The organism is Providencia zhijiangensis (assembly GCF_030315915.2).
Taxonomy (GTDB): domain Bacteria; phylum Pseudomonadota; class Gammaproteobacteria; order Enterobacterales; family Enterobacteriaceae; genus Providencia; species Providencia zhijiangensis.
Genome location: NZ_CP135990.1, coordinates 1,891,766 through 1,913,810 on the forward strand (window position 1 = coordinate 1,891,766; position 22,045 = coordinate 1,913,810).

The window sequence follows — 22,045 nt, forward strand, 5'->3', positions numbered from 1 at the left end:
GACTTTGTCTTACGCAACAATAGAGCCAAACTCAACATCAAATAAACGGTAAGTATGTTTCAAGACAACCCATTATTAGCGCAACTCAAACAAACGTTGCACGCCAAAACACCTCGCGTCGAAGGTCTGGTGAAAAGCACTGAAAAAGGCTTTGGCTTTTTAGAAGTCGATGGACAAAAAAGCTATTTCATTCCACCTCCGCAAATGAAAAAAGTGATGCACGGGGATAGAATTTCTGCTGCTGTTCATACGGATAAAGACCGTGAATTTGCTGAGCCTGAAGAGCTTATCGAGCCATTCCTTAACCGTTTTGTTGGTAAAATTCAGAAGAAAGATAACGACAATCGCCTGTTCGTTATTCCCGATCATCCACTGCTAAAAGATGCCATTTCTTGTCGCCCACTCAATGGTATCACTCATGAATTTAAGCAAGGTGACTGGGTTGTCGCAGAAATGCGTCGCCATCCATTAAAAGGCGACAAAGGTTTCTACGCAGAAATTACGGAATATATTACCTTCGGTGATGACCATTTCGCACCGTGGTGGGTAACGTTACGCCGTCACCAATTAGATCGCGCTGAACCTGCTATGGTGGAAAGTGAGCGTGATGATGAAGGCTTAGAGCGTATTGATTTAACTGACCTTCACTTTGTCACCATCGACAGTGCAAGCACTGAAGATATGGATGATGCGCTGTATATCGAGAAAACAACTGAAGGCAACCTGAAACTGTATATCGCGATTGCCGACCCAACCAGTTATATCAAAGAAGGCAGTGAGTTGGATAAACTGGCATTAGCCCGTTCATTCACTAACTACCTTCCAGGCTTCAACATTCCAATGTTGCCTCGCCAGCTGTCTGATGATTTATGTTCACTGCGTCCAAATGCTCGTCGCCCTGCTCTGGTTTGCGTTACGCAGATCCTGCGAGACGGCTCAATTGATAGCAATATTGAATTCTTCAGTGCGTGGGTCGAGTCCAAAACGAAACTGGTTTATGACGAAGTTTCTGATTGGTTAGAAGAAACGGGTTCTTGGAAACCACAGTCTGATGCCGACACTCAGCAAATCCTGCTATTAAAAGAGATGGCAGATAAGCGCTTACAATGGCGCCATGATAATGCCTTAGTCTTCAAAGACAGACCGGATTACCGCTTTGTTTTAGACGAAAATGGCAACGTGGTGAATATCGTCTCAGAAAGCCGTCGTACCGCAAACCGCATTGTTGAAGAAGCGATGATCACCGCTAACTTATGTGCGGCTAACGTACTGAAAAACAAATTAGGTTTCGGTGTATTTAACGTCCATATGGGCTTTGAACCGCTGCAAATCGAACAAGTGGTTCAGACCTTGAAAGATAATGGCATCGAAGCAAAAGGCGAAGAGCTATTAACCCTTGAAGGTTTCCGTCAATTACGCCGCCTCTTGGATTCACAGCCAACTCAATTCTTAGACAGCCGTATTCGCCGCTTCCAAACCTTTGCGGAAGTCAAAGCGGATCCGGGCCCTCACTTTGGTTTAGGTTTTGATGCGTATGCCACATGGACATCGCCAATTCGTAAATACACCGATATCGTCAACCACCGTTTGCTGAAATCGATTATTGCGGGTGCTCCAACGCCAGAAAAACCAAGCGAAGAATTATCTCTTAAGCTGGCAGAACGCCGCCGTGCTAACCGTATGGCTGAGCGTGATGTGGGTGATTGGCTATATTCCCGCTACCTAAAACCGTTTGAAGGTACTGACACCAAGTTCCCTGCGGAAATTATCGATATTACTCGCGGTGGTGTGCGTGTGCGTTTAGTGGATAATGGCGCCGTTGCCTTTATTCCTGCCCCATTCCTGCACAGTGTTCGTGATGAAATTCAGTGCAGCCAAGAGACTGGTAGCGTGCTGATTAAAGGCGAAAAAGCCTATCAATTAAACGATATTATTGATGTTAATATCGCCGAAGTGCGTATGGAAACCCGTAATATCGTGGCTCGCCCAGCCGCGTAGTCATTCTCCATTTCGTATTAAAAAGACTATCACTCAAATGATGGTCTTTTTTTATATGGTCAAAATACATTCAATATGAATGAGTTAGCATTTAATGTTAAACATCTAACGTTTCTTGACATTTCTTTCTGATTATTCCGATCCGCCTATTCTTTTTTCATGATATTTTAATTCGGCTATATGCTGATACGTAATTATCATTATAAAAAATAAGTTGGAGTAAACATCATGAAACGCATCCTCTCTTTTGTCATTATCGCAACGGTGGCACTGGGTCTCAGTGCTTGTTCAAATATGTCAAAACAGAATAAAAACACAGCGATTGGAGCGACTGTCGGTGCTGTTGGAGGCGCAATATTAACGGATGGAAGCGCACTGGGCACAGTAGGTGGCGCGGCTATCGGCGGGATTATTGGACATCAAGTGAAGAAGTAAATTTAACACACACTTTAATGACAAATGGGGGAATAATTTCCCCCATTTTTATTAGGATGGCTATTTCTTAAATACTACGAATCAACCACCGGCCAATTTAACTTGAAAACCTTTGGCTTCCAATAATTGCTTCAGCAAGTCACGCTTATCGCCTTGGATCTCGATATCACCATCTTTTACTGCACCGCCGCAACCACATTTTTTCTTTAATTCAGCGGCCAGTTTTGCCAGTTCAGCATCATCCAGATCTAAGCCTGTCACAACACAGACACCCTTGCCTTTACGACCAGATGTTTCACGACGAATACGCACGATACCATCGCCTTTCGGGCGCTCGGCTTTCGGTTTTTCTTCCTCAATGCGGCCAATATCTGTGCTATAGACTAGACGGCTGTTAGCGTCACTCATGCGATATCCTTAATGGACTGGTTAATTTGTTGTAAGGTCAGCGCTGGGTCTTCACTACGGGTGATCGGACGCCCAATTACCATATAATCGACACCCGCTTCAATCGCTTGTTGTGGGGTCATAATACGACGCTGGTCACCCACTTCACTGCCTACAGGACGAATACCAGGAGTCACTAACTTGAATTCTTGCCCGCATACTGCTTTTAGCGCTTTTGCTTCGTGTGCTGAGCACACGACACCATCAAGACCACACTGCTTAGTTAACAGCGCTAAACGTTCAGCATGCTCTGCCGGCGTTAAGTTAATACCAACACCCGCTAAATCTGAGGCATCCATACTGGTTAATACGGTGACAGCCGTTAATAAAGGAGCGTCTTTACCGTAGCTTTCAAGAGCTTGGCGTGCCGCTTCCATCATTCGTGCACCACCGCTAGCATGAACGTTGACCATCCAAACGCCCATTTCTGCCGCTGCAGAAACAGCGCGAGCAACCGTATTTGGAATATCATGGAATTTAAGATCCAGAAAAACATCAAAACCACGGTCATGGAGTGACTTAACAAATTGAGGACCATTAAATGTGAACATTTCTTTGCCCACTTTTAATCGGCAGTCGCGCGGGTCAATCCTATCAACAAATGCGAGTGCGGCATCCGCAGATTCATAGTCTAGAGCCACAATGATAGGCGAGTCAGTGTTTACGCGAACGAGGTTCTCAGTTGAGGAGATCATTTCATAGCCTTTATTGAGTATTGTCAGAAATTAAAAGTGACACTGTCACTGACCATCCAGCCCGCGAATTGGCTTGATGGTGTCCCAAGAGCGACAAGATGGACAGTGCCAATAGAGCGAACGGGAGGTAAAACCACATTTGTGGCAACGGTAATCCGGCTTAGTACGAATTTGCTCACCCACCATTTTACGTAGCAAAATCAAGCTCTCTTTGGCTCGGCCTTCTTCTGCCTCCGCCAGATGGTAATCCATCAAACGGTAGAATAAACGCATGGTTGGATGACGCTGAATTTGGTCATTGATATAGCTAGCAGCCGCTTCGTGATTCTGCTTTTCAACGATAATATCGGCGAGATAAAGCTCAGCAATGGCGCCTGTATTTCCATCAACACATTGACGTAAATAGGTTTCCCAGCCTTCCGCCAGCCCAGTGTGTCGATAACATTCATACAGCATTGGCAGCGTTTCAGACACCAGTTCTCTATCTTGATGATAAACCTGTACTAAGGCAGAAATCGCTTTATCATAATTGCCTTGCTCGATAAAAATACGCCCTTTCATAATCGAAACGCGTGCGCAGTTTTTATCCGCTTGCTCGCCTTTGTTTAATAGGCTTAAGGCTTCGTCGATATCATCACTCGCCAATTCTTGAGTCGCTAATTCACAGTAGAAATGGGCGATTTGTTCCCGTAGCTCTTCCGCGCCTAATTTCACCAGCTTGGTTGCCGTTTCAATGGCTTTGCCCCAATCACTGGTTAACTGATAAATCGATAACAAAGATTGCAGTGCACTCTGTTTAAAATCCACTTCATCGGTTAATTGCTGGAACATGTTTTCGGCGCGGTCATACACACCTGCGGTCATATAATCACGACCAAGTTGTTGAGTGGCTAATAAACGTTGTTCAAAAGAGAGCGCCGCACTTTCCACCAGCGACTGGTGAATTCGAATCGCGCGTTCAACCTCGCCACGAGAACGGAATAAGTTACCTAGCGTTAGGTGAGCTTCAAAAGCGGAGCTGTCTTCCGTTTTGAGCATTTCGAGGAATAAATCAACGGCTTTATCTTGTTGATTAGATAATAGGAAGTTCACGCCTGTCACGTAATCACGGGACAAGCGATTTGCATGCTGCTGCTTATCTTGCTGAGCACTTCTGCGCCCCATGTACCAGCCGTAGGCAGCGGCAACAGGTAGCAACAGAAAAAGCAACTCGAACATTGAGGATTATTCCTTGTTCTGAGCTGTCACTAATTCGGTTGAGTCAGAAATAGTTTTCTCTCCAGCACCCAATTGTGATTCTAAACGTCTAATTTTACGACGTGCATTTTTAAGGCTAACAATGGTACGCAAATAGAACACCGCACACACCAGCCACCCCAGCACAAAACCGACACCAAACAAGGTTGCAAGTAAGGAAGATAAAGAAAAATCCCCTTTTGCAATCAGGTAGTTAAATGTAATAACCTGATCATTGCTTGAACCTAGCGTAATCGACACAATAAAAACGGCGACCGCTAGTAATAAAATCAGAAAATATTTCACATTTTTTCCCGTTATCAGTTCTTATCGTTCCAAAACATATCTCTGATAAGGTAGCATTTTCAGCGCATTCAGACAAAGTAAATTATTCGCCTACCAAGTGTATTCGCTCTAAAGACCGCCCTTTTTCATCATGATAATCCGATTAGCGTTAAATTCATTTCTCTAAAAATCGAGATTGATATATCCAGTAACCTAACAGTGCGAAAAGTCCACTAATCAGCGTGGAGGCAATAATATCAATTGGCCAATGCATTCCGAGTAGCATCCGACTTAAGCCGATCCCCTGTGCCCAACATAATATAACGAGACCCAAGGCATATTGACGTTGTTGCCAAAACAGCACCATTAACAGCAATGCCCATCCCGCCGCAAAGAACATGTGACCAGATGGAAAAGAATAGCCCGTTTCTGCCTGCCAATGTTTACGCTGCCATTTAGGGATCAGCGAGTTCGACTTCACGGTATTTTTAATTAAATCCGCTCGCTCCCCGCGTTTTAAATCATAAAACTCCTGATGGGAAATTTGATACGTTTTCTCCAGCCATACCACATAAGGACGCGGTTCTTGGAAGGTGCTTTTCATGAAGGATTTCACCCCTTGCGCACCGAGGATACATAACGTGATAACCACCAGCAACTTCAGCCATTGATTCCGCTTATGATGAAAAACGATTAACGTTAAAAGAGTTAAAAATACAAACGTCACATAGCTATAGGGCAATCCTGCGCTATCCGTCAGCCAAAGTAACCATTTCATCGAGGGCTGATGCTCAGGAGACCACTGCCAGCCTGTGGCTATCATAACTATCGGCGGTAATAACAAAAAAATGACACTTATTGCGATAAGGTAGGCACTCTTTCTCATCTAGAATATTCCTTACGTTTTAATTATTTCCTAATTAACAATTTTTACATGGCCTGCAAATATCTCTGTTATAGTAGTATAGCGTCGGCTGTGTGCAAAGAATGCCGGACTCTATATGCAAACGTCATATAGCATCGATATATTTAACTTTAGTGACTATATGGTTTTGATGGCTATATAGCTTTAGTACCATATCGATTTACGTGTTTAATTCAGCAAGAGTTACTTTAACTAATGAAAGAAAATATGCAGCTAAAACGTATTGCCGAAGCCAAACTACCTACCCCTTTCGGTGAATTCCTAATGGTAGGCTTTGAAGAAATCGCAACAGGTCGTGACCATGTCGCACTGATTTTTGGTGATATTACAGGCGCAACGCCAGTACTCAGTCGTATTCATTCCGAATGCTTAACCGGCGATGCATTATTTAGTTTACGTTGTGACTGTGGTTTTCAATTAGAAGCTGCGCTCAAGCAAATTAGTGAAGAAGGCCGAGGGGTACTGCTGTATCACCGTCAAGAAGGTCGTAATATTGGGTTACTGAACAAAATCCGTGCTTATGCATTGCAAGACCAAGGATTAGATACCGTTGAAGCTAACCTAAAATTAGGGTTTAAAGCCGACGAACGTGATTTTACCCTGTGTTCTGATATGTATAAATTATTAGGCATTAATGAAGTTCGCTTACTGACTAATAACCCGAAAAAAATTGATATTATGCGTGAAGCAGGTATCAACGTTGTTGAACGTGTGCCGTTAATTGTTGGACGAAATCCTAGCAATGAACATTATTTAGATGTGAAAGCACAAAAAATGGGTCATATGTTATTTAAGCACCAATAATTACCCTTCTCAATCAGGAAGAGCATCCCTTGCTCTTCCTATTATTCTCGCCTTAATTCCCATTTTCATCATAACAATCGAATCTATAACAATTGACGAGTGATATATTCACATTCTTTTTATAAGGTTTATACTGTTCGCAACTTAATCCCATTCATTATTAAATACATCGAAAAATAAGAGTTGAACATTCCCACATAATAATCCGAATGGGAAATGTCTATTTTTCGTCTACCAAGGAGATAGTGTGAATAACCTGCATTCCATCCAGCGCATGAGAAGACTGCGTAAAAGTGAACAATTCCGCGACCTATTCCAAGAAACCCACCTCTCCATCAATGACTTGTGTTTGCCTATTTTCGTCGAAGAAGGCTTAGATGATTACGCACCGATTGCGAGTATGCCAGGCGTTGTGCGTATTCCAGAAAAACGCTTAGCCTATGAAATTGAGCGTATTGCAAAAGCGGGCATTAAGTCGGTCATGACCTTCGGTGTGTCTCATCACTTAGATGAAAATGGTAGCGATGCATGGCAAGACAATGGTCTGGTAGCGCGTATGTCTCGTATCTGTAAAGAGACCGTCCCAGAAATGATTGTGATGTCAGATACCTGTTTCTGCGAATACACATCTCACGGTCATTGCGGTGTGATGCACGGTGACGTGGTTGATAACGACCAAACTATCCATAATTTAGGTCTGCAAGCCGTTGCTGCTGCACGTGCGGGTGCTGACTTTATCGCTCCTTCAGCTGCAATGGATGGGCAAGTTGCCGCAATTCGCCATGCACTTGATGAAGCCGGATTTACCGATACGGCGATTATGTCTTACTCCACGAAGTTCGCTTCCGCGCTGTATGGCCCATTCCGTGATGCAGCAGGTTCATGTTTAAAAGGTGACCGTAAAACTTACCAAATGAACCCAATGAACCGCCGTGAAGCGTTGCACGAATCACTAATTGATATGCAAGAAGGCGCAGATGCGCTGATGGTCAAACCGGCGGGTGCATATTTAGATATTATCCGTGACCTACGTGAATGCACCCAATTACCGATTGGGGCTTATCAAGTCAGTGGTGAATACGCCATGATCAAATTTGCCGCGCAAGCAGGCGCCATTGATGAAACTCGCGTCACATTAGAAAGCTTAGGGGCCATTAAACGCGCTGGAGCCGATTTAATCTTTACTTATTTCGCCCTGCAATTAGCTGAAAATAAGATCCTGTAATCTCTATTTAAGATAGCAAAACGCCAATACTGGATATAAATACAGTATTGGCGTTTTTGTTCATTTCCGCTTATTTATTCAACGACATGAGCGTTAACTCGCCTTTTTTTGTTGAAATTCTAGTTGCTCGGATAGACGGTCTGCATACATTTGAGCTGTTTCTGGGGTCAGTAGCCCTGCAATCAGAAGATCTTTTTTACCATTTGCAAGGTTAGCAACGACGCCCCACGTTTCGATATCCATGGCTTCACAATCAAGTTCGTGATCAGTGACAGGCAAAATATCAAAGAAATCTTTTAGAGGTGCAATAGAAATTGCGATGTACTCGGCATTCAAGCCTAATGGGAACTCTTTATCTGCATATAATCTTAAATCATGGACTTCGGTTTCTGGGGTTCTCATGACAACCGAATAGAGATTCGGAATATGTTCTAAAATGTCACGAACTTCGTCATTCGCACCCGCACAATGTGAAGTGCTTAATAGAATGTCCGCCGCCCATAATGCACCCTTGAAAAAATCAGTTTCATTGATATTTGCCATATTGATTTCCTTTACGCTATTTTCGATAAATGCGGTCACTTCATTCCATCAAACTACTGAGCTTTTTCTGAATACTGACTATCACAATAACTGAGAAACTGACTAAAAAACTTGAGAAATAACAATATTAAGCGTTAATAAAGAAAAAACGCCCACAAGAGCTTTGAATATACTCAAAATTCTGCAGGCGCCATAAACATAGATTAATTGAGCATTTGGCGGATCACATAATGCAAGATCCCACCGTGTCGGTAATATTCCATTTCAGTTGCCGTATCGATGCGGCAACGAGTATTCACCTCTTTCACTTTACCATCACCATATGTAATTTTGACGGTGATATTTTGACTTGGTGTCAGAGACTGCAAACCGGCAACATCAATACACTCATCACCTTTTAAACCAAGGGTTTTGCGGGTTTCGCCACCTGTAAATTCTAATGGAATCACCCCCATACCAATTAAGTTAGAACGGTGAATACGTTCATAGGATTCAGCGATCACCACACGAACACCCAATAAATTAGTGCCTTTTGCTGCCCAGTCGCGGCTAGAGCCTGAACCATATTCTTTACCTGCAATAATGGCTAACGGGCGTTTTTGTTGCTGATACAGCATCGCCGCATCAAAGATAGCCATCTGTTTACCTGTTGGAATATGTAAGGTATATCCGCCTTCCACGCCCGGTACCATTTCATTACGAATACGAATATTGGCAAACGTACCACGCATCATGACTTCATGGTTACCACGACGAGAACCGTAAGAGTTAAAATCCGCAACCGCCACACCGTGTTCTTGGAGATAACGCCCCGCTGGACTTTCCTTCTTAATATTTCCCGCCGGAGAAATATGGTCAGTCGTCACCGAATCCCCGAGAATAGCGAGAATGTTTGCCCCGTGAATATCAGCGACAGGCTTAGGTTGCGCAGGCATGTTTCCAAAGAATGGTGGATGGCGAATATAGGTTGAATCCCCTTGCCAATGGTAGGTTGACGAGCTTTCAACATCCAACGCACGCCAAGCTTCATCACCTTCAAAAACCGCGTTATATTCCTTATGGAACATATCGGTTTTGACTTTCTCAACCGCGCTGGCAATTTCCGCGCTGGATGGCCAGATATCTTTCAAGTAGACAGGCTGCCCCTGTTTATCCACACCTAAAGGGTCGGTTTTTAAATTAACGTGCATATTGCCCGCTAGTGCATAGGCAACGACGAGTGGCGGTGATGCCAGCCAGTTGGTTTTTACCAACGGATGAATGCGCCCTTCGAAGTTACGGTTACCTGAAAGCACAGCTCCAACCGTCAGATCAGATTGCTTAATCGCCTCTTCAATTGGTGCAGGTAACGGACCGGAGTTACCAATACAGGTCGTACAACCATACCCCACAAGGTTAAAGCCCAGTTGATCAAGATAAGGGGTTAATCCCGCTAGCGCGAGGTAATCAGTCACGACCTTCGAACCCGGCGCGAGAGAAGACTTAACCCATGGCTGACGAGAAAGCCCTTTTTCTATCGCTTTTTTCGCCAGTAAGCCTGCCGCCATTAATACGCTAGGGTTAGAGGTGTTGGTACAGGATGTGATAGCGGCGATCACTACCGCACCATCGGTAAGGTCAAATTCCTGCCCTTGAAAATTCACGCGAGGATGCGCATGTTTGTTTTGCTTATTCAGCTCTAAATCCACAGCACCTTGGAATGCTTTCGGAACTTGGCTCAGTTCAACGCGGTCTTGTGGACGTTTAGGCCCCGCAAGGCTCGATTCTACCGTCCCCATATCCAGTGCTAAGGTACTGGTGAAAATCGGTTCATCCCCTGGATGGCGCCATAAACCTTGTTGTTTGCTATATGCTTCCACCAGCGCGATTTCATCATCTTCACGCCCTGTCAGTTTCATATACGCAAGGGTAATTTCATCTATAGGGAAGAAGCCGCAGGTTGCCCCATATTCTGGTGACATATTGGCAATGGTCGCGCGATCGGCTAATGGCAGGTCGGCTAATCCATCCCCATAGAATTCAACAAATTTACCCACCACACCATGCTTACGTAGCATCTGAGTGACGGTTAATACCAAGTCTGTCGCGGTGATCCCTTCTGCTAATTTACCGGTTAGCTTGAAGCCCACCACATCGGGGATCAGCATGGAAACAGGTTGCCCCAGCATCGCGGCTTCTGCTTCAATTCCGCCAACGCCCCAGCCTAATACCCCCAAACCGTTGATCATGGTGGTGTGAGAGTCAGTTCCAACCAAAGTATCGGGATAAGCAACTAATTTTCCGTCGACCTCTTCATGCCAAATCGCTTTACCGAGGTATTCAAGGTTAACTTGGTGGCAAATCCCCGTTCCCGGCGGTACCACCCTAAAGCGGTTAAACGCTTTTTGTCCCCAACGTAAAAATAGGTAGCGTTCGTGATTACGCTTCATTTCAATTTCGACGTTATCATCAAACGCTTGGGAATTACCAAACTCATCGACCATCACTGAGTGGTCAATGACTAAGTCAACGGGAGATAATGGGTTAACTTGGTTGACGTTGCCACCAAGGGATTTAACCGCTTCACGCATAGCGGCGAGGTCGACAACCGCGGGAACACCGGTAAAGTCTTGCATCAGCACCCGCGCAGGACGATAAGCAATTTCTCTATCTGCATGGGCGTTTTTTTGCCAATCGATAATGGCTTGGAGATCGGCGTCTACGACGGATTTACCGTCGATATGACGCAGTAGGTTTTCGAGTAGAACTTTGAGGGATTTAGGAAGTCTCGCCCCTCTGCCTAATTGTTTCTCTGCAAGGGCAAGACTGAAGTAATTATACTGTTTGTTACCGACATTCAGTGTTGCTGCACTGTTTGTTTTTAAACTCAACGACATAACTCCTCCTTGGCGTTTTTATCACCTTATTTTTTTACGCAGTATTATTAATCATAGTCCTCATAATCATTTCCTCTATAGATTTTGTGCCAATTAAAGAATAGGAAGCTCAATTTCTTTGAAAAATTCTTCAATATCTTCGTTGTTACGCAAGGCAATGGCTTTATCCACCACATCACGCGTGAGATGCGGGGCAAAACGCCAAATAAAATCATACATATAGCTGCGTAGGAAACTGGTACGTTTAAAACCGATTTTCGTGGTGCTGTAACTAAACTTATCACGCATATCGATAACCACGAGATCTTTATCCACCTCAGGATCCACCGCCATACTGGCGATAATACCAATCCCTAAACCGAGCTTCACATAGGTCTTGATCACATCCGCATCTGTGGCAGTGAAAATAATTTTGGGTTCTAAGCCCACTTTTTGAAATGCGACATCCAGCTCTGAACGCCCAGTAAACCCGTGGGTGTACGTCACAATTTGGTATTCTGCAATATCTTCAATCGTAACATTCTTTTTCTCGGTCAGAGGGTGCCCTTTAGGGACAATCACACAACGGTTCCAGTGGTAGCATGGCAACATAATAAGGTCGCTGTACAGATGGAGCGCTTCTGTTGCGATAGCGAAATCACTATTTCCTTTGCAAACTTCTTCAGCGATTTGGGTTGGCGAGCCTTGCTGCATATGCAAGGAAACATGAGGATAACGTTCAATAAAGGTTTTAATCACCGGTGGTAAGGCATAACGGGCTTGGGTATGCGTCGTGGCGATTTTTAAACTACCGCGATCAGGAATGGTATGCTCACCGGCGACAGAGCGGATGGCCTCAATTTTGGAGAGTACTTCACGGGAAATACGTACGACTTCCTCACCGGCTGGAGTCACATGCGTCAAATGCTTACCACTACGCGCAAAAATTTGAATACCTAGCTCATCTTCCAACATTCTGACTTGTTTACTGATCCCCGGTTGGGAAGTAAATAACCCTTCTGCTGTCGATGAAACATTCAGGTCGTGATTCACCACTTCAACAATATATCGCAGTTGCTGTAACTTCATACTCGCTCCACCTCTTACAGGAAATCATTTCTGCTATAGCTAAAAAACATTACATATAACAAAAAGTAATATTGTTTAATTTATATATAACCAATATAACATCAAACTAATGAGAATAAACAGTATGATGATATTATTTCATCTTGCTGTGAAAAAAAGACGGCACCCAAGTAAGGTATTGCAAAGTCAGATTATTTTTTTCTTCAACTATGCTTGAATAATTAGCATACGAATTTTATTTCCATTTTTGCGGTGAGCATCCTATTTAGACTACAGAGAGGTTATCTAGATGCGTATAAAAGTTTTAGCCCTGATGGTCGGTTTATCAACCCTATCCTTTGCGCCTCACTTATTAGCAAAAGAGCTATCTTACGGCCAGCAAAAAATCGTGTTATCTGACACCATCGTACCGGGTAATGATTTTTACCAGTACGTTAACCATGATTGGATTAATAAAGCGAAAATCCCAACGGGCATGCCACGAATTAACTCTTTCGTGGATTTGTATTTAAGTACCGAAAAGCAAACTCAATCGATTATCGATGAATTAAAGCAAGCCCCTGAGAGCAGCTTGGATCATAATCAGAAAAATATTCGTAACTTATATTTGAGTTATTTAGATGAGGCCAGCATTGAAAAAGCGGGTTTAACGCCAATCAAATCCGACTTAGCGGCCATTGCTAAAGCCAAAGATCATAATGATATTAGCCGTCTGATGACGCTGCCGGGTTATACTTCCGTGCTCTCTTATTGGGTAGATTTAGACGCCAAGGCGCCAGATACGTATATTCTGTATCTTGGTCAAGGTGGGCTGGGGTTACCTAATCGTAATTACTACCTTGACGATACCCCGCAAATGAAAGAGATCCGCAAAAACTACATTGCGTATATTGCGACAATCTTGAAATTAGCCGGCGAAAAAGACGTTAAGAAAAAAGCGCAGCAGCTCTTCGACCTTGAAAAATCCATTGCTGAAGTACATTGGAGCCCAGAAGCTCGCCGTGACACCATCAAAAATTATCACCCTATGACCCTCGCTGAAATGAAGAAATTTACCGATGGTTTTGCGTGGGATAGTTTTATTCAGCACTGGAAATTAACGGATCAGCAACTGGCGAAAGTGGTGGTTGAGAATGATACGGCGGTAGAAAAAACGGCGCAGATTTTTACCAAAACCCCGGTTTCAGTCTTGAAAGATTATCTAACGTTCCAGTACGTGAACGACCATGCCAGTTATCTGAACAAAACCTTATCTGATGCACGCTTTGATTTTTATTCGAAAAAACTCAATGGCGTTGAAAAACAGCGGACTCGTCAAGAACGTGCACTTCAAACGGTCAATTCCCTGCAAGGTGAGCCTCTCGGACAGATTTATGTAGAGAAATATTTCAATCCACAATCTAAAGAAAAAATCCAAGATTTAGTCAGTTATGTGCGCGGTACCTTTAATGCACGCCTGAAAGATAATGATTGGATGGATGAACCCACCCGCCAAGAAGCGCTGAAAAAATTAGAGCAGTTTACGGTTAAAGTCGGCTACCCTGATAAATGGAATGATTTTAGTAGCGTTAATTTGAAACCAAATACGTTGATGGATAACTATAAGCAAATGGAAGCGTGGTCATACAACGATGCCATGAGCAAAATTGGTCAACCTGTCCGCAAATGGGAATGGGGTATGACACCGCAAACCATCAATGCGTATTTCAATCCAGTGCAAAATGAAATTGTGTTCCCTGCGGCTATTTTACAAGCACCATTCTTCGACCCAAATGTGGATCCTGCTTATAACTACGGTGCCATCGGGGCAGTAATCGGTCATGAAATGGGCCACGGTTTTGATGACCAAGGCAGCTTATATGATGGTACAGGTCAACTACGCAATTGGTGGAGCGACAGCGCCAAAGAGCATTTTAAAGAGAAAACGGCCAAGTTGGTGGACCAATATAATGGCTTTGCCGTTGATGGCCAGAAAGTGAATGGCGAGTTAACCCTCGGCGAGAATATTGGGGATTTAGGCGGTTTAAATATCGCACTAAGCGCCTATAAGCAATTTGCTAAAGAGAACTACCCAAATGGTGAGCCTCCGATTATTGATGGTATGACTGGCTTGCAGCGTTTCTTTATTTCCTGGGCCAGAACCTGGCAGGAGTTGTCGAATAAGGAATCTGAGCGCAACAAGATCCTCACCGATCCACACAGTCCAAATCAGTTCCGCGCTAATGGTGTTGTCCGTAATATCGATGATTGGTACACTACCTTCGGCGTTGATAAGGATAATGCCCTATACCTCGCACCGGAGAAACGAATTAAGATTTGGTGATTGGTTGAGTCGGTAAGATAATGTTGAAAAGCCTCTTGGATAAGAGGCTTTTATTTTTAGAGTGACCCGTCCTAAATAAGATTAAAAATACTTTGTAAGATGGAGTTTAGCTCGGCCAATAATAGATTTTTCTGGTTATGTTAAAAATTCGACTCAATCGTTATACTTCATTTAATTTGTTTATGCTAATCTACGTCGCACAAAATTAAGAGTGATAAGTATTCAAGTTTAGTTATGAAACAGAAAATAAAAAATACATTTTTAAGCAAAATGATGCTTAAGTTTATTTCCGTCTTTATTCTTTTTTCAATATTACATGAGGTAATGGGCTATCCATTTAAGCCTCTTTACGTCTTGTTACTAAGCATCGCATTACTTTATTTAAACAATGGATTATATCGATTTTTTGTTTTATTTTTCACCATACTAGCGAGTTCATATTTGCCTATTGGTTTAATTTATGGCCCTCCAACATATAATACGGTTGCTTCCTTTTATTATACTGACATACAAGAATCACGAGAATTCATATCAAATATAGATAATAAGTATTATATTTATTCTATCATTACACTAGTTTTTGGAGTCTTTGTTAGCTTTATTAAAGCCGATAAAGTAAATTATCTCAAAAAGACAATGCTAAGTATCGTGATGATTGTTTTCCTTTTCACTCCATCAAAATATGCGTTAAGTGGTAAATATGAGAAAGCGGCTAATTCGGGCGCTCCAGAAACGCGCTTTTTTACAGAACTAATTTACTCAATTCATTCATTAATCGATGAGATTGATTTGTATACAAGTGATGACACGTTTAAAATTGCAGGGATTAATAACCAATATGATACTTATGTTATTGTTATTGGAGAAAGTGTCCGAAAAGATTTTATGCAGGAATATGGATTTAAAATACAGAACACTCCCTTTATGAGCTCCATCGATGGGATTTTCTTTACTAACTACATTTCGGCTGCTAGTTCGACACAGCCATCTTTAACACATAGTTTATCTCTATACCCTAGAATCGGGAATAATATCATGACACTAGCTAATAAAGCAGGTTTTGATACTTATTGGTTATCTAATCAAGGGTTTGTTGGGGAGTATGATGGCTCAGTTGCCGCTATTGGACGTAGAGCAAATAATAGCTTCTTTATTAAAAGAGGAAGCTCAGATGATAAGTTAATCTCTCCAGATGTGGCATTATTGCCAGAATTTAAGCTGGCTTTAAAATCAAAAGGTTCCAAAAAGCTCATTGTTGTTCATCTTATGGGTAGCCATACTCCATTTTGTACTAGAACAGAGGGGCAATATGACTATTTTTATCAGAACCAAAAATTCTCTTGCTATGTACAAAGTATAAAAAATACAGATAAATTGCTGTCAGAAATTTATTCTGACTTAAGTAAAACTCACTCTAAGTGGTCCATGATGTATTTTTCCGACCATGCGTTGTCTTTAACGTATGACAGAAATGAGTTAGCACATAGTGATAAATACAAACAAAATTATGAAGTGCCATTTTTTATTACATCTTATAATTCTAATCAAAAAGAAACGATAAATAACCGCCGCAGTGGTCTAAACTTTATGTCTTTGTTTTCTCAATGGTTAGGAGTAAATGAAAGTAGCATTGAAGGCAATTGCGATATGCTATCTAAAAATGATTGCACCGATCAGAATTTCATCATCGATTTTAATAAAAACCGTCGAATTTATGATGATTTACCTGATGATTATTCTAAGTAATAACAAGTCTGCGTGCTATGTAATAAACGTAATTATTAACGTTTAAACAAAGCAGCTAGCGCGGATATCTCGGGTCACATACAAAAGTATGTGACCCGAGATATCCAAGTGACGCCAACGCAGTTATCACGCGAATTATACTCCAAAAACTTCCTTCTAAATAATTCGTGCTGTAGCAAGGCGGCAAATGAGCTAATCCCTAGGAACATACACAAGTTTGTAACTAGGGTTAGTGAGTGTAGCCAACACAGCTACGGTGCGAATTATGACGAAGGAATGATGCCGCAAGCCATTCTTGCCCCACCACCGCCCAACGCTTCTGGATGATCGGAATAATTATCCCCACCCGCATGCACCATCAGTGCGCGGTTTTGGACATCTTTCAAGGATTTTAATTTTGGCGCTAACACGCTGTAGGTAGCATTACCTTGGCTATCAACCACTAAGCCCGGTAAATCTCCGAGGTGGCCTGTTTTGTCATAAGGTCCTTTGTGAACCCCTGTTTTGGCTGGATCTAAATGTCCGCCCGCTTTTAATGCTGGTACGGTTTTACCGTCTTTTTCACCCGGTTCGCAACTTGGGTTTTCATGTACATGGAAACCATGCACGCCACCCGCTTGCAAGCCTGAGAGTTTAGGCGTGAAGAGTAATCCGTATTCAGTTTCAGAAATCACCACTTCACCAATAGCTTTACCCTCACCTTTGGCTGTCGCTTCTTTCAACTCTACCGTAGTTTGTGCCGCATACGCTGCGCTAGTTGTGAATAGTGCCGCTAATAAACATAATTTGAACTTCATACTGCCTCCAGTCATTCACTGTGATTATTATCCTTAAGCTAAACGTTAGCATAATAAATGAATGAAAATGGGCGATTACTGCTTTTGTTATGTGAGAGCTATCGAATTATGAATAAAAAAAGAGCCCAGAGGGCTCTTCTATATGATTTCAGATTTGGCTTTGGCTTTGGCTTTGGCTTTTATTTTGAACTTCATTACAGAATTCCAAACTATTATTCTAAATAGTTCGCGTTAGAACAAGGCGGCTAGCGCGGATATCTCGGGGAGCATACATGAGTATGTGACCCGAGTAGCCAAGTGACGCCAACGCCGTTATCACGCGAAATATGACGAATAATTACTCTTTGGGTTTCCATTGCCCATCAACATAAAACGCACTCCACCCCGTCGCCTTGCCATCTTTCTCGGACGAAACATATTGCTGTTTTGTCTTGCGGCTAAAACGAACTACTGTTGGGTTGCCTTCTTCGTCTTGTGCTGGTGCTTCCGCTAAGTACGCCAGTTTTTCCGGTAGTCTGTCTTTAAATCGTTGCAGCTCTGCCACTAATGGCGCACGTGTTTCCCTCGATTTCGGGAAGGTGTTTGCGGCAAGGAATACACCAGCAGCACCATCACGTAACACAAAATAAGCATCCGATTTTTCACACGGTAATTCTGGTAACGGTACTGGGTCTTCTTTCGGTGGTGCAATTTCACCGCTTTTTAAGATCTTGCGGGTATTTTTACACTCTTCGTTGGTGCAACCCATGTATTTCCCAAAACGTCCCATTTTTAGGTGCATTTCAGAACCACATTTATCACACTCAATCACCGGACCATCGTAACCTTTGATGCGGAACTCGCCTTCTTCGATTTCATAGCCTTCACATGCTGGGTTGTTACCACATACATGCAATTTACGACCATTATCAATCAGGTAGCTGTCCATCGCAGTGCCACATTTTGGACAACGACGTTTTGCTCTTAAGGCGTTAGTTTCTGCATCGTCGCCTTCGAGGATGTTTAATACTTCATCTTCAGGGATCAGATTGATGGTTTTCTTGCAGCGCTCTTTTGGTGGCAATGCATAGCCAGAGCAGCCTAAGAATACCCCTGTGGATGCGGTACGAATTCCCATATGACGTTCACAGTCAGGACAGATAATCGAAGTGATCACCATTGGGTTGGTACGCATGCCGCCTTCTTCTGGATCTTTTTCTGCGACATCAAGCTGCTTGCTGAAGTCAGAGAAAAATTCATCCAACACCGCTTTCCACTCTGCTTCATGATTCGCAACGTGATCCAGCTGGTTTTCCATGCGAGCGGTAAAGTCGTAGTTCATCAGGTCGTTGAAGTTTTCTTCTAAACGGTCTGTAACGATTTCACCCATTTTTTCCGCATAGAAACGGCGGTTTTCCACTTTTACGTAGCCACGATCTTGGATCGTTGAAATGATTGCCGCATACGTTGATGGGCGACCAATGCCACGTTTTTCTAATTCTTTAACCAAAGAAGCTTCACTAAAGCGCGCTGGTGGCTTAGTAAAGTGCTGGCTTGGTAGTAATTCCAGCAGTGATAATTCAGCACCTACTTGAATCGCAGGTAATGTTTTATCTTCGTCATTTTTACGTAGTGCTGGCATGACTCTTGTCCAACCATCAAAACGTAACGTACGGCCTTTGGCTTTTAATTCGAAATCTCCCGCTTTCACCGTTAATGTGGTGGAGTCGTATTTTGCTGGGGTCATTTGACATGCAACAAATTGATTCCAAATTAACTGGTAGAGGCGCTTCGCATCATTTTCCATGTCTTTCAGTGAATCAGGTAATACATCAACACTGGATGGGCGGATAGCTTCGTGCGCTTCTTGGGAGTTATCTTTACTGGTGTAAACGTTGGCGTCTTTTGGCAGATACTGAGCGCCAAAGTTATCGGAAATATAACCACGTACCATGTTCACTGCATCTTGGCTCAAGTTCGTTGAGTCCGTACGCATATAAGTGATGTAACCCGCTTCATATAAGCGCTGAGCCATCATCATAGTTTTCTTCACACCAAAGCTTAAGCGAGTACTCGCCGCTTGTTGGAGTGTCGACGTGATAAACGGTGCACTTGGTTTACTGGACGTTGGTTTATCTTCACGATCAATTACTTGATAACGAGCTTTTTCCAGTAATTTAACCGCTGCTTCCGTTTGGACTTTATTAACAGGTTTAAAGGCTTTCCCCGCTTGGGAAGTCACTTCTAAACGTAAGTTAACGGCGTTTTTATCCGCTAAATCCGCATGGAGCTCCCAATATTCTTCAGGAACAAACGCTTTAATTTCACGTTCACGCTCAACAATAAGTCTTACTGCGACGGACTGTACGCGTCCAGCAGATAATCCGCGCGCCACTTTTTTCCATAATAATGGAGAGACCATATACCCAACAACACGGTCCATAAAGCGACGAGCTTGCTGAGCATTAACACGGTCGATATTCAATTCGCCCGGACTTTCAAATGCTTGAGTAATTGCATTTTTAGTGATTTCGTTAAACACCACTCGGCTAAAACGAGAATCATCACCACCGATCACTTCACGTAAATGCCACGCAATAGCTTCCCCTTCACGGTCAAGGTCCGTCGCGAGGTAGACGTGGTCAGCATCTTCGGCTAACGCTTTTAATTCAGAAACCACTTTTTCCTTACCCGGCAGAATTTGATAATTCGCCTTCCAACCATGATAAGGGTCGATCCCCATGCGTTTAACTAACGCTTCTTGCGGATCCTTTTTAACTTTCTTTGTTTTGTCGGTCTTTGCTTTATCGGTAGATGAGCCTGTACTCTTTGGTGAGCCGGATTGTGAACCAGAGCCGCTTTTCGGCAGATCACGAATGTGGCCAACGCTGCTTTTTACAACGTAGCCACTGCCAAGATACTTATTGATCGTTTTGGCTTTTGCCGGGGACTCCACTATAACAAGAGCTTTACCCATATTTACCTTTACCTACTATCAACGAAGGCGCATTTTTCTATTCAAATGCGCAAAATGAGAATCTCTTTTTTATATTGCGACAGAATCACAATATATCAATATTTTTTCGCACAATAATTTGTAACGAAACGAATTTTATCCATCAGTCACATTATTTTGTAAAGCATACAAATTGCTCTAGTTGACTGATTTTAACCACATAATGCAGTTTAGCCGCATTGAAAAACACACACTGTACCTGATAAAATGCTAGAAGCAACCAATTATTTTTTCAAGAGAGGCATTCTATGAACAATGAGATTCAAACTATTTCAAAGCAAGAACTGCTTGAAAAAGCCAACGAAATCATCAAAAACCACGATGAGTACCTTGATGGCATGTTCGTGGATAATGTCGAGCAACATCGCGATGTTTTAGTTTTCAAAGGCGAATTCTTCCTTGATGAAAACGGGATCCCATCCCTAAAAAGTCCAGCAGCTTTTAATATGTATAAGCATTTGGCGCACCTATTTTCTGATAAGTACCGACTGCAAGAATCAGAATAGTCATAAAAAAATACCGGCTTTTATAGCCGGTATTTTTAAGGGTAGTTCAACATAAATATTGTGTCATGAATATTCAGTGAACATTATGGCTTTTTTATAAAAGCGGCTTTTGCCCACGCTGCCACCAGCGTAATAATAGCTTATCCGCACTCTCTGCAGCGCTACTGGTAAAGCGCTCTACCATTTTCTTGCTCATCACAAAACGGATGCTGATAATTTCTTTGGTTTCGATTGCATTGATGATCAAATCATCACTAACACCAATTTGGTCAACGAGCCCTTTCTCTAGCGCTTGCGTTCCATACCAATATTCGCCTGTTGCCACCGCTGCAATATCAAGAGATGGACGATTTTGATGAACAAAGTCTTTAAACAGTTCGTGAGTTGAATTCAGATCTTCAACAAATTTCTTACGCCCCTGCTCTGTATTTTCGCCAAGCATCGTCAGAGTACGTTTATATTCCCCTGCAGTGTGCAGTTCCACATCCACATCGTGTTTTTTCAATAATCGGTGAATATTTGGAACCTGAGCGACAACACCAATAGAGCCTATAATAGAAAACGGTGCCGCAACGATTTTATTCGCGATACACGCCATCATATAGCCACCACTTGCCGCAACTTTATCAACTGCAATTGTTAGCGGGATATTTTTTTCTTTCAATCGCATCAACTGAGAAGCTGCTAAGCCATAGCCATGGACTAAACCACCTGGGCTTTCTAAACGTAGTAAAACTTCATCTTGTTGATCCGCAACTGCCAGAATTGCACTGATTTCTTCACGTAAAGAGCTAACTTCACGAGCATCCATACTGCCTTTAAAGTCTAAGACATATAAGCAAGGCTTTTTGACGGCTGTTTGCCCCATTTTCGCCCCGGCTTTCTCATTTTTAGACTTGGCTTTTTCCTGCTTTTTAAATGCCTTTGACCACGCTTTTTGCTCAGAATCATTCATTTTGATCTGCTGCATTTGACGTTGGCGTTCACGGTAACTTTCACCTAGGTCAGTAATTTTTAACGCGCCTTTACTTCCTTGACGTCTCATACCTACGCCAAATACAAATACTGCAATCACAGCAATGGCGACCACAATGGTGACCACTTTTGCTAAAAACAGTCCGTACAAAGAGAAATACTCCAC

Annotated in this window: 18 protein-coding genes; 7 read left to right on the forward strand and 11 right to left on the reverse strand. The window is 42.8% G+C overall.

Annotated features, from left to right (window positions below; genetic code table 11):
• The first annotated feature begins 54 nt into the window (after nucleotides 1-54).
• Together QS795_RS08655 and osmB are read left to right on the forward strand one after the other, a co-directional pair.
• The gene (locus tag QS795_RS08655; RefSeq protein WP_286270711.1) at nucleotides 55-1,998 is read left to right on the forward strand and encodes an exoribonuclease II; all 1,944 of its coding nucleotides are present in this window, start codon (nucleotides 55-57) and stop codon (nucleotides 1,996-1,998) included.
• A 228-nt stretch (nucleotides 1,999-2,226) separates the two neighbouring features.
• A complete protein-coding gene (osmB, locus tag QS795_RS08660) occupies nucleotides 2,227-2,433 on the forward strand; it encodes an osmotically-inducible lipoprotein OsmB (protein ID WP_006659769.1) in 207 nt (68 codons plus the stop codon).
• Nucleotides 2,434-2,514: 81 nt separating this feature from the next.
• Here osmB and yciH read toward each other — a convergent pair whose 3' ends face one another.
• The 5 genes from yciH to QS795_RS08685 all read right to left on the reverse strand — a co-directional run bounded on the left by yciH (nucleotide 2,515) and on the right by QS795_RS08685 (nucleotide 5,982).
• Nucleotides 2,515-2,841, reverse strand: a complete 327-nt coding sequence (yciH, locus tag QS795_RS08665) for a stress response translation initiation inhibitor YciH (RefSeq protein WP_154603753.1) — start codon at nucleotides 2,839-2,841, stop codon at nucleotides 2,515-2,517.
• Nucleotides 2,838-3,575 (reverse strand): orotidine-5'-phosphate decarboxylase, encoded by a 738-nt coding sequence (gene pyrF, locus QS795_RS08670; protein WP_318627163.1) that lies wholly within the window; start codon nucleotides 3,573-3,575, stop codon nucleotides 2,838-2,840. Before pyrF ends, yciH begins: the two co-directional genes overlap by 4 nt.
• 45 nt (nucleotides 3,576-3,620) lie before the next feature.
• Nucleotides 3,621-4,793: a lipopolysaccharide assembly protein LapB gene (lapB, locus tag QS795_RS08675; protein WP_154603752.1), complete on the reverse strand. Its 1,173-nt coding sequence runs from the start codon at nucleotides 4,791-4,793 to the stop codon at nucleotides 3,621-3,623.
• 6 nt (nucleotides 4,794-4,799) lie between these two features.
• On the reverse strand, nucleotides 4,800-5,117 hold the full coding sequence (locus tag QS795_RS08680; RefSeq protein ID WP_006659765.1) for a LapA family protein: 318 nt from the start codon (nucleotides 5,115-5,117) through the stop codon (nucleotides 4,800-4,802).
• Nucleotides 5,118-5,271: 154 nt separating this feature from the next.
• Nucleotides 5,272-5,982 (reverse strand): phosphatase PAP2 family protein, encoded by a 711-nt coding sequence (locus QS795_RS08685; RefSeq protein WP_318627166.1) that lies wholly within the window; start codon nucleotides 5,980-5,982, stop codon nucleotides 5,272-5,274.
• 246 nt (nucleotides 5,983-6,228) lie between these two features.
• On the opposite strand from QS795_RS08685, the gene ribA reads away from it, so the two are divergent.
• Together ribA and hemB are read left to right on the forward strand one after the other, a co-directional pair.
• A complete protein-coding gene (gene ribA, locus QS795_RS08690) occupies nucleotides 6,229-6,825 on the forward strand; it encodes a GTP cyclohydrolase II (RefSeq protein ID WP_036956569.1) in 597 nt (198 codons plus the stop codon).
• Between the two features lie 247 nt (nucleotides 6,826-7,072).
• Entirely contained in the window at nucleotides 7,073-8,050 is a 978-nt protein-coding gene (gene hemB, locus QS795_RS08695; protein ID WP_132495992.1) for a porphobilinogen synthase, read from the forward strand.
• Nucleotides 8,051-8,143: 93 nt separating this feature from the next.
• Here the strand turns inward: hemB and QS795_RS08700 are convergent, their stop codons facing one another.
• The 3 genes from QS795_RS08700 to cysB form a co-directional block, all read right to left on the reverse strand.
• On the reverse strand, nucleotides 8,144-8,593 hold the full coding sequence (locus tag QS795_RS08700; RefSeq protein WP_286270693.1) for a hypothetical protein: 450 nt from the start codon (nucleotides 8,591-8,593) through the stop codon (nucleotides 8,144-8,146).
• A 203-nt stretch (nucleotides 8,594-8,796) separates the two neighbouring features.
• Nucleotides 8,797-11,469 (reverse strand): aconitate hydratase AcnA, encoded by a 2,673-nt coding sequence (gene acnA, locus QS795_RS08705; RefSeq protein WP_286270691.1) that lies wholly within the window; start codon nucleotides 11,467-11,469, stop codon nucleotides 8,797-8,799.
• A gap of 93 nt (nucleotides 11,470-11,562) precedes the next feature.
• Nucleotides 11,563-12,537, reverse strand: coding sequence for an HTH-type transcriptional regulator CysB (gene cysB, locus QS795_RS08710; RefSeq protein ID WP_154603748.1), 975 nt, complete (start codon nucleotides 12,535-12,537; stop codon nucleotides 11,563-11,565).
• A 289-nt stretch (nucleotides 12,538-12,826) separates the two neighbouring features.
• On the opposite strand from cysB, the gene QS795_RS08715 reads away from it, so the two are divergent.
• Together QS795_RS08715 and QS795_RS08720 are read left to right on the forward strand one after the other, a co-directional pair.
• The gene (locus QS795_RS08715; protein ID WP_318626426.1) at nucleotides 12,827-14,860 is read left to right on the forward strand and encodes a M13 family metallopeptidase; all 2,034 of its coding nucleotides are present in this window, start codon (nucleotides 12,827-12,829) and stop codon (nucleotides 14,858-14,860) included.
• Between the two features lie 234 nt (nucleotides 14,861-15,094).
• Nucleotides 15,095-16,606, forward strand: coding sequence for a phosphoethanolamine transferase (locus QS795_RS08720; RefSeq protein ID WP_286270688.1), 1,512 nt, complete (start codon nucleotides 15,095-15,097; stop codon nucleotides 16,604-16,606).
• 263 nt (nucleotides 16,607-16,869) lie between these two features.
• Here the strand turns inward: QS795_RS08720 and sodC are convergent, their stop codons facing one another.
• A complete protein-coding gene (sodC, locus tag QS795_RS08725) occupies nucleotides 16,870-17,403 on the reverse strand; it encodes a superoxide dismutase [Cu-Zn] SodC (RefSeq protein WP_286270686.1) in 534 nt (177 codons plus the stop codon).
• 337 nt (nucleotides 17,404-17,740) lie between these two features.
• The gene (gene topA / locus QS795_RS08730; protein WP_154603745.1) at nucleotides 17,741-20,359 is read right to left on the reverse strand and encodes a type I DNA topoisomerase; all 2,619 of its coding nucleotides are present in this window, start codon (nucleotides 20,357-20,359) and stop codon (nucleotides 17,741-17,743) included.
• Nucleotides 20,360-20,646: 287 nt separating this feature from the next.
• Between topA and QS795_RS08735 the strand changes: the two genes are divergently transcribed.
• A complete protein-coding gene (locus QS795_RS08735) occupies nucleotides 20,647-20,904 on the forward strand; it encodes a DUF2498 family protein (protein ID WP_154603744.1) in 258 nt (85 codons plus the stop codon).
• Nucleotides 20,905-20,998: 94 nt separating this feature from the next.
• Here QS795_RS08735 and sohB read toward each other — a convergent pair whose 3' ends face one another.
• Entirely contained in the window at nucleotides 20,999-22,045 is a 1,047-nt protein-coding gene (gene sohB / locus QS795_RS08740; RefSeq protein ID WP_036956548.1) for a protease SohB, read from the reverse strand.

What these genes read in the sequence shown, in the direction of transcription:
- QS795_RS08655 (WP_286270711.1), top strand. Translation starts at nt 55, where the DNA reads ATGTTTCAAGACAACCCATTATTAGCGCAACTCAAACAAACGTTGCAC.
- osmB (WP_006659769.1), top strand. Translation starts at nt 2,227, where the DNA reads ATGAAACGCATCCTCTCTTTTGTCATTATCGCAACGGTGGCACTGGGT.
- yciH (WP_154603753.1), bottom strand. Translation starts at nt 2,841, where the DNA reads ATGAGTGACGCTAACAGCCGTCTAGTCTATAGCACAGATATTGGCCGC.
- pyrF (WP_318627163.1), bottom strand. Translation starts at nt 3,575, where the DNA reads ATGATCTCCTCAACTGAGAACCTCGTTCGCGTAAACACTGACTCGCCT.
- lapB (WP_154603752.1), bottom strand. Translation starts at nt 4,793, where the DNA reads ATGTTCGAGTTGCTTTTTCTGTTGCTACCTGTTGCCGCTGCCTACGGC.
- QS795_RS08685 (WP_318627166.1), bottom strand. Translation starts at nt 5,982, where the DNA reads ATGAGAAAGAGTGCCTACCTTATCGCAATAAGTGTCATTTTTTTGTTA.
- ribA (WP_036956569.1), top strand. Translation starts at nt 6,229, where the DNA reads ATGCAGCTAAAACGTATTGCCGAAGCCAAACTACCTACCCCTTTCGGT.
- QS795_RS08700 (WP_286270693.1), bottom strand. Translation starts at nt 8,593, where the DNA reads ATGGCAAATATCAATGAAACTGATTTTTTCAAGGGTGCATTATGGGCG.
- acnA (WP_286270691.1), bottom strand. Translation starts at nt 11,469, where the DNA reads ATGTCGTTGAGTTTAAAAACAAACAGTGCAGCAACACTGAATGTCGGT.
- cysB (WP_154603748.1), bottom strand. Translation starts at nt 12,537, where the DNA reads ATGAAGTTACAGCAACTGCGATATATTGTTGAAGTGGTGAATCACGAC.
- QS795_RS08715 (WP_318626426.1), top strand. Translation starts at nt 12,827, where the DNA reads ATGCGTATAAAAGTTTTAGCCCTGATGGTCGGTTTATCAACCCTATCC.
- QS795_RS08720 (WP_286270688.1), top strand. Translation starts at nt 15,095, where the DNA reads ATGAAACAGAAAATAAAAAATACATTTTTAAGCAAAATGATGCTTAAG.
- sodC (WP_286270686.1), bottom strand. Translation starts at nt 17,403, where the DNA reads ATGAAGTTCAAATTATGTTTATTAGCGGCACTATTCACAACTAGCGCA.
- topA (WP_154603745.1), bottom strand. Translation starts at nt 20,359, where the DNA reads ATGGGTAAAGCTCTTGTTATAGTGGAGTCCCCGGCAAAAGCCAAAACG.
- QS795_RS08735 (WP_154603744.1), top strand. Translation starts at nt 20,647, where the DNA reads ATGAACAATGAGATTCAAACTATTTCAAAGCAAGAACTGCTTGAAAAA.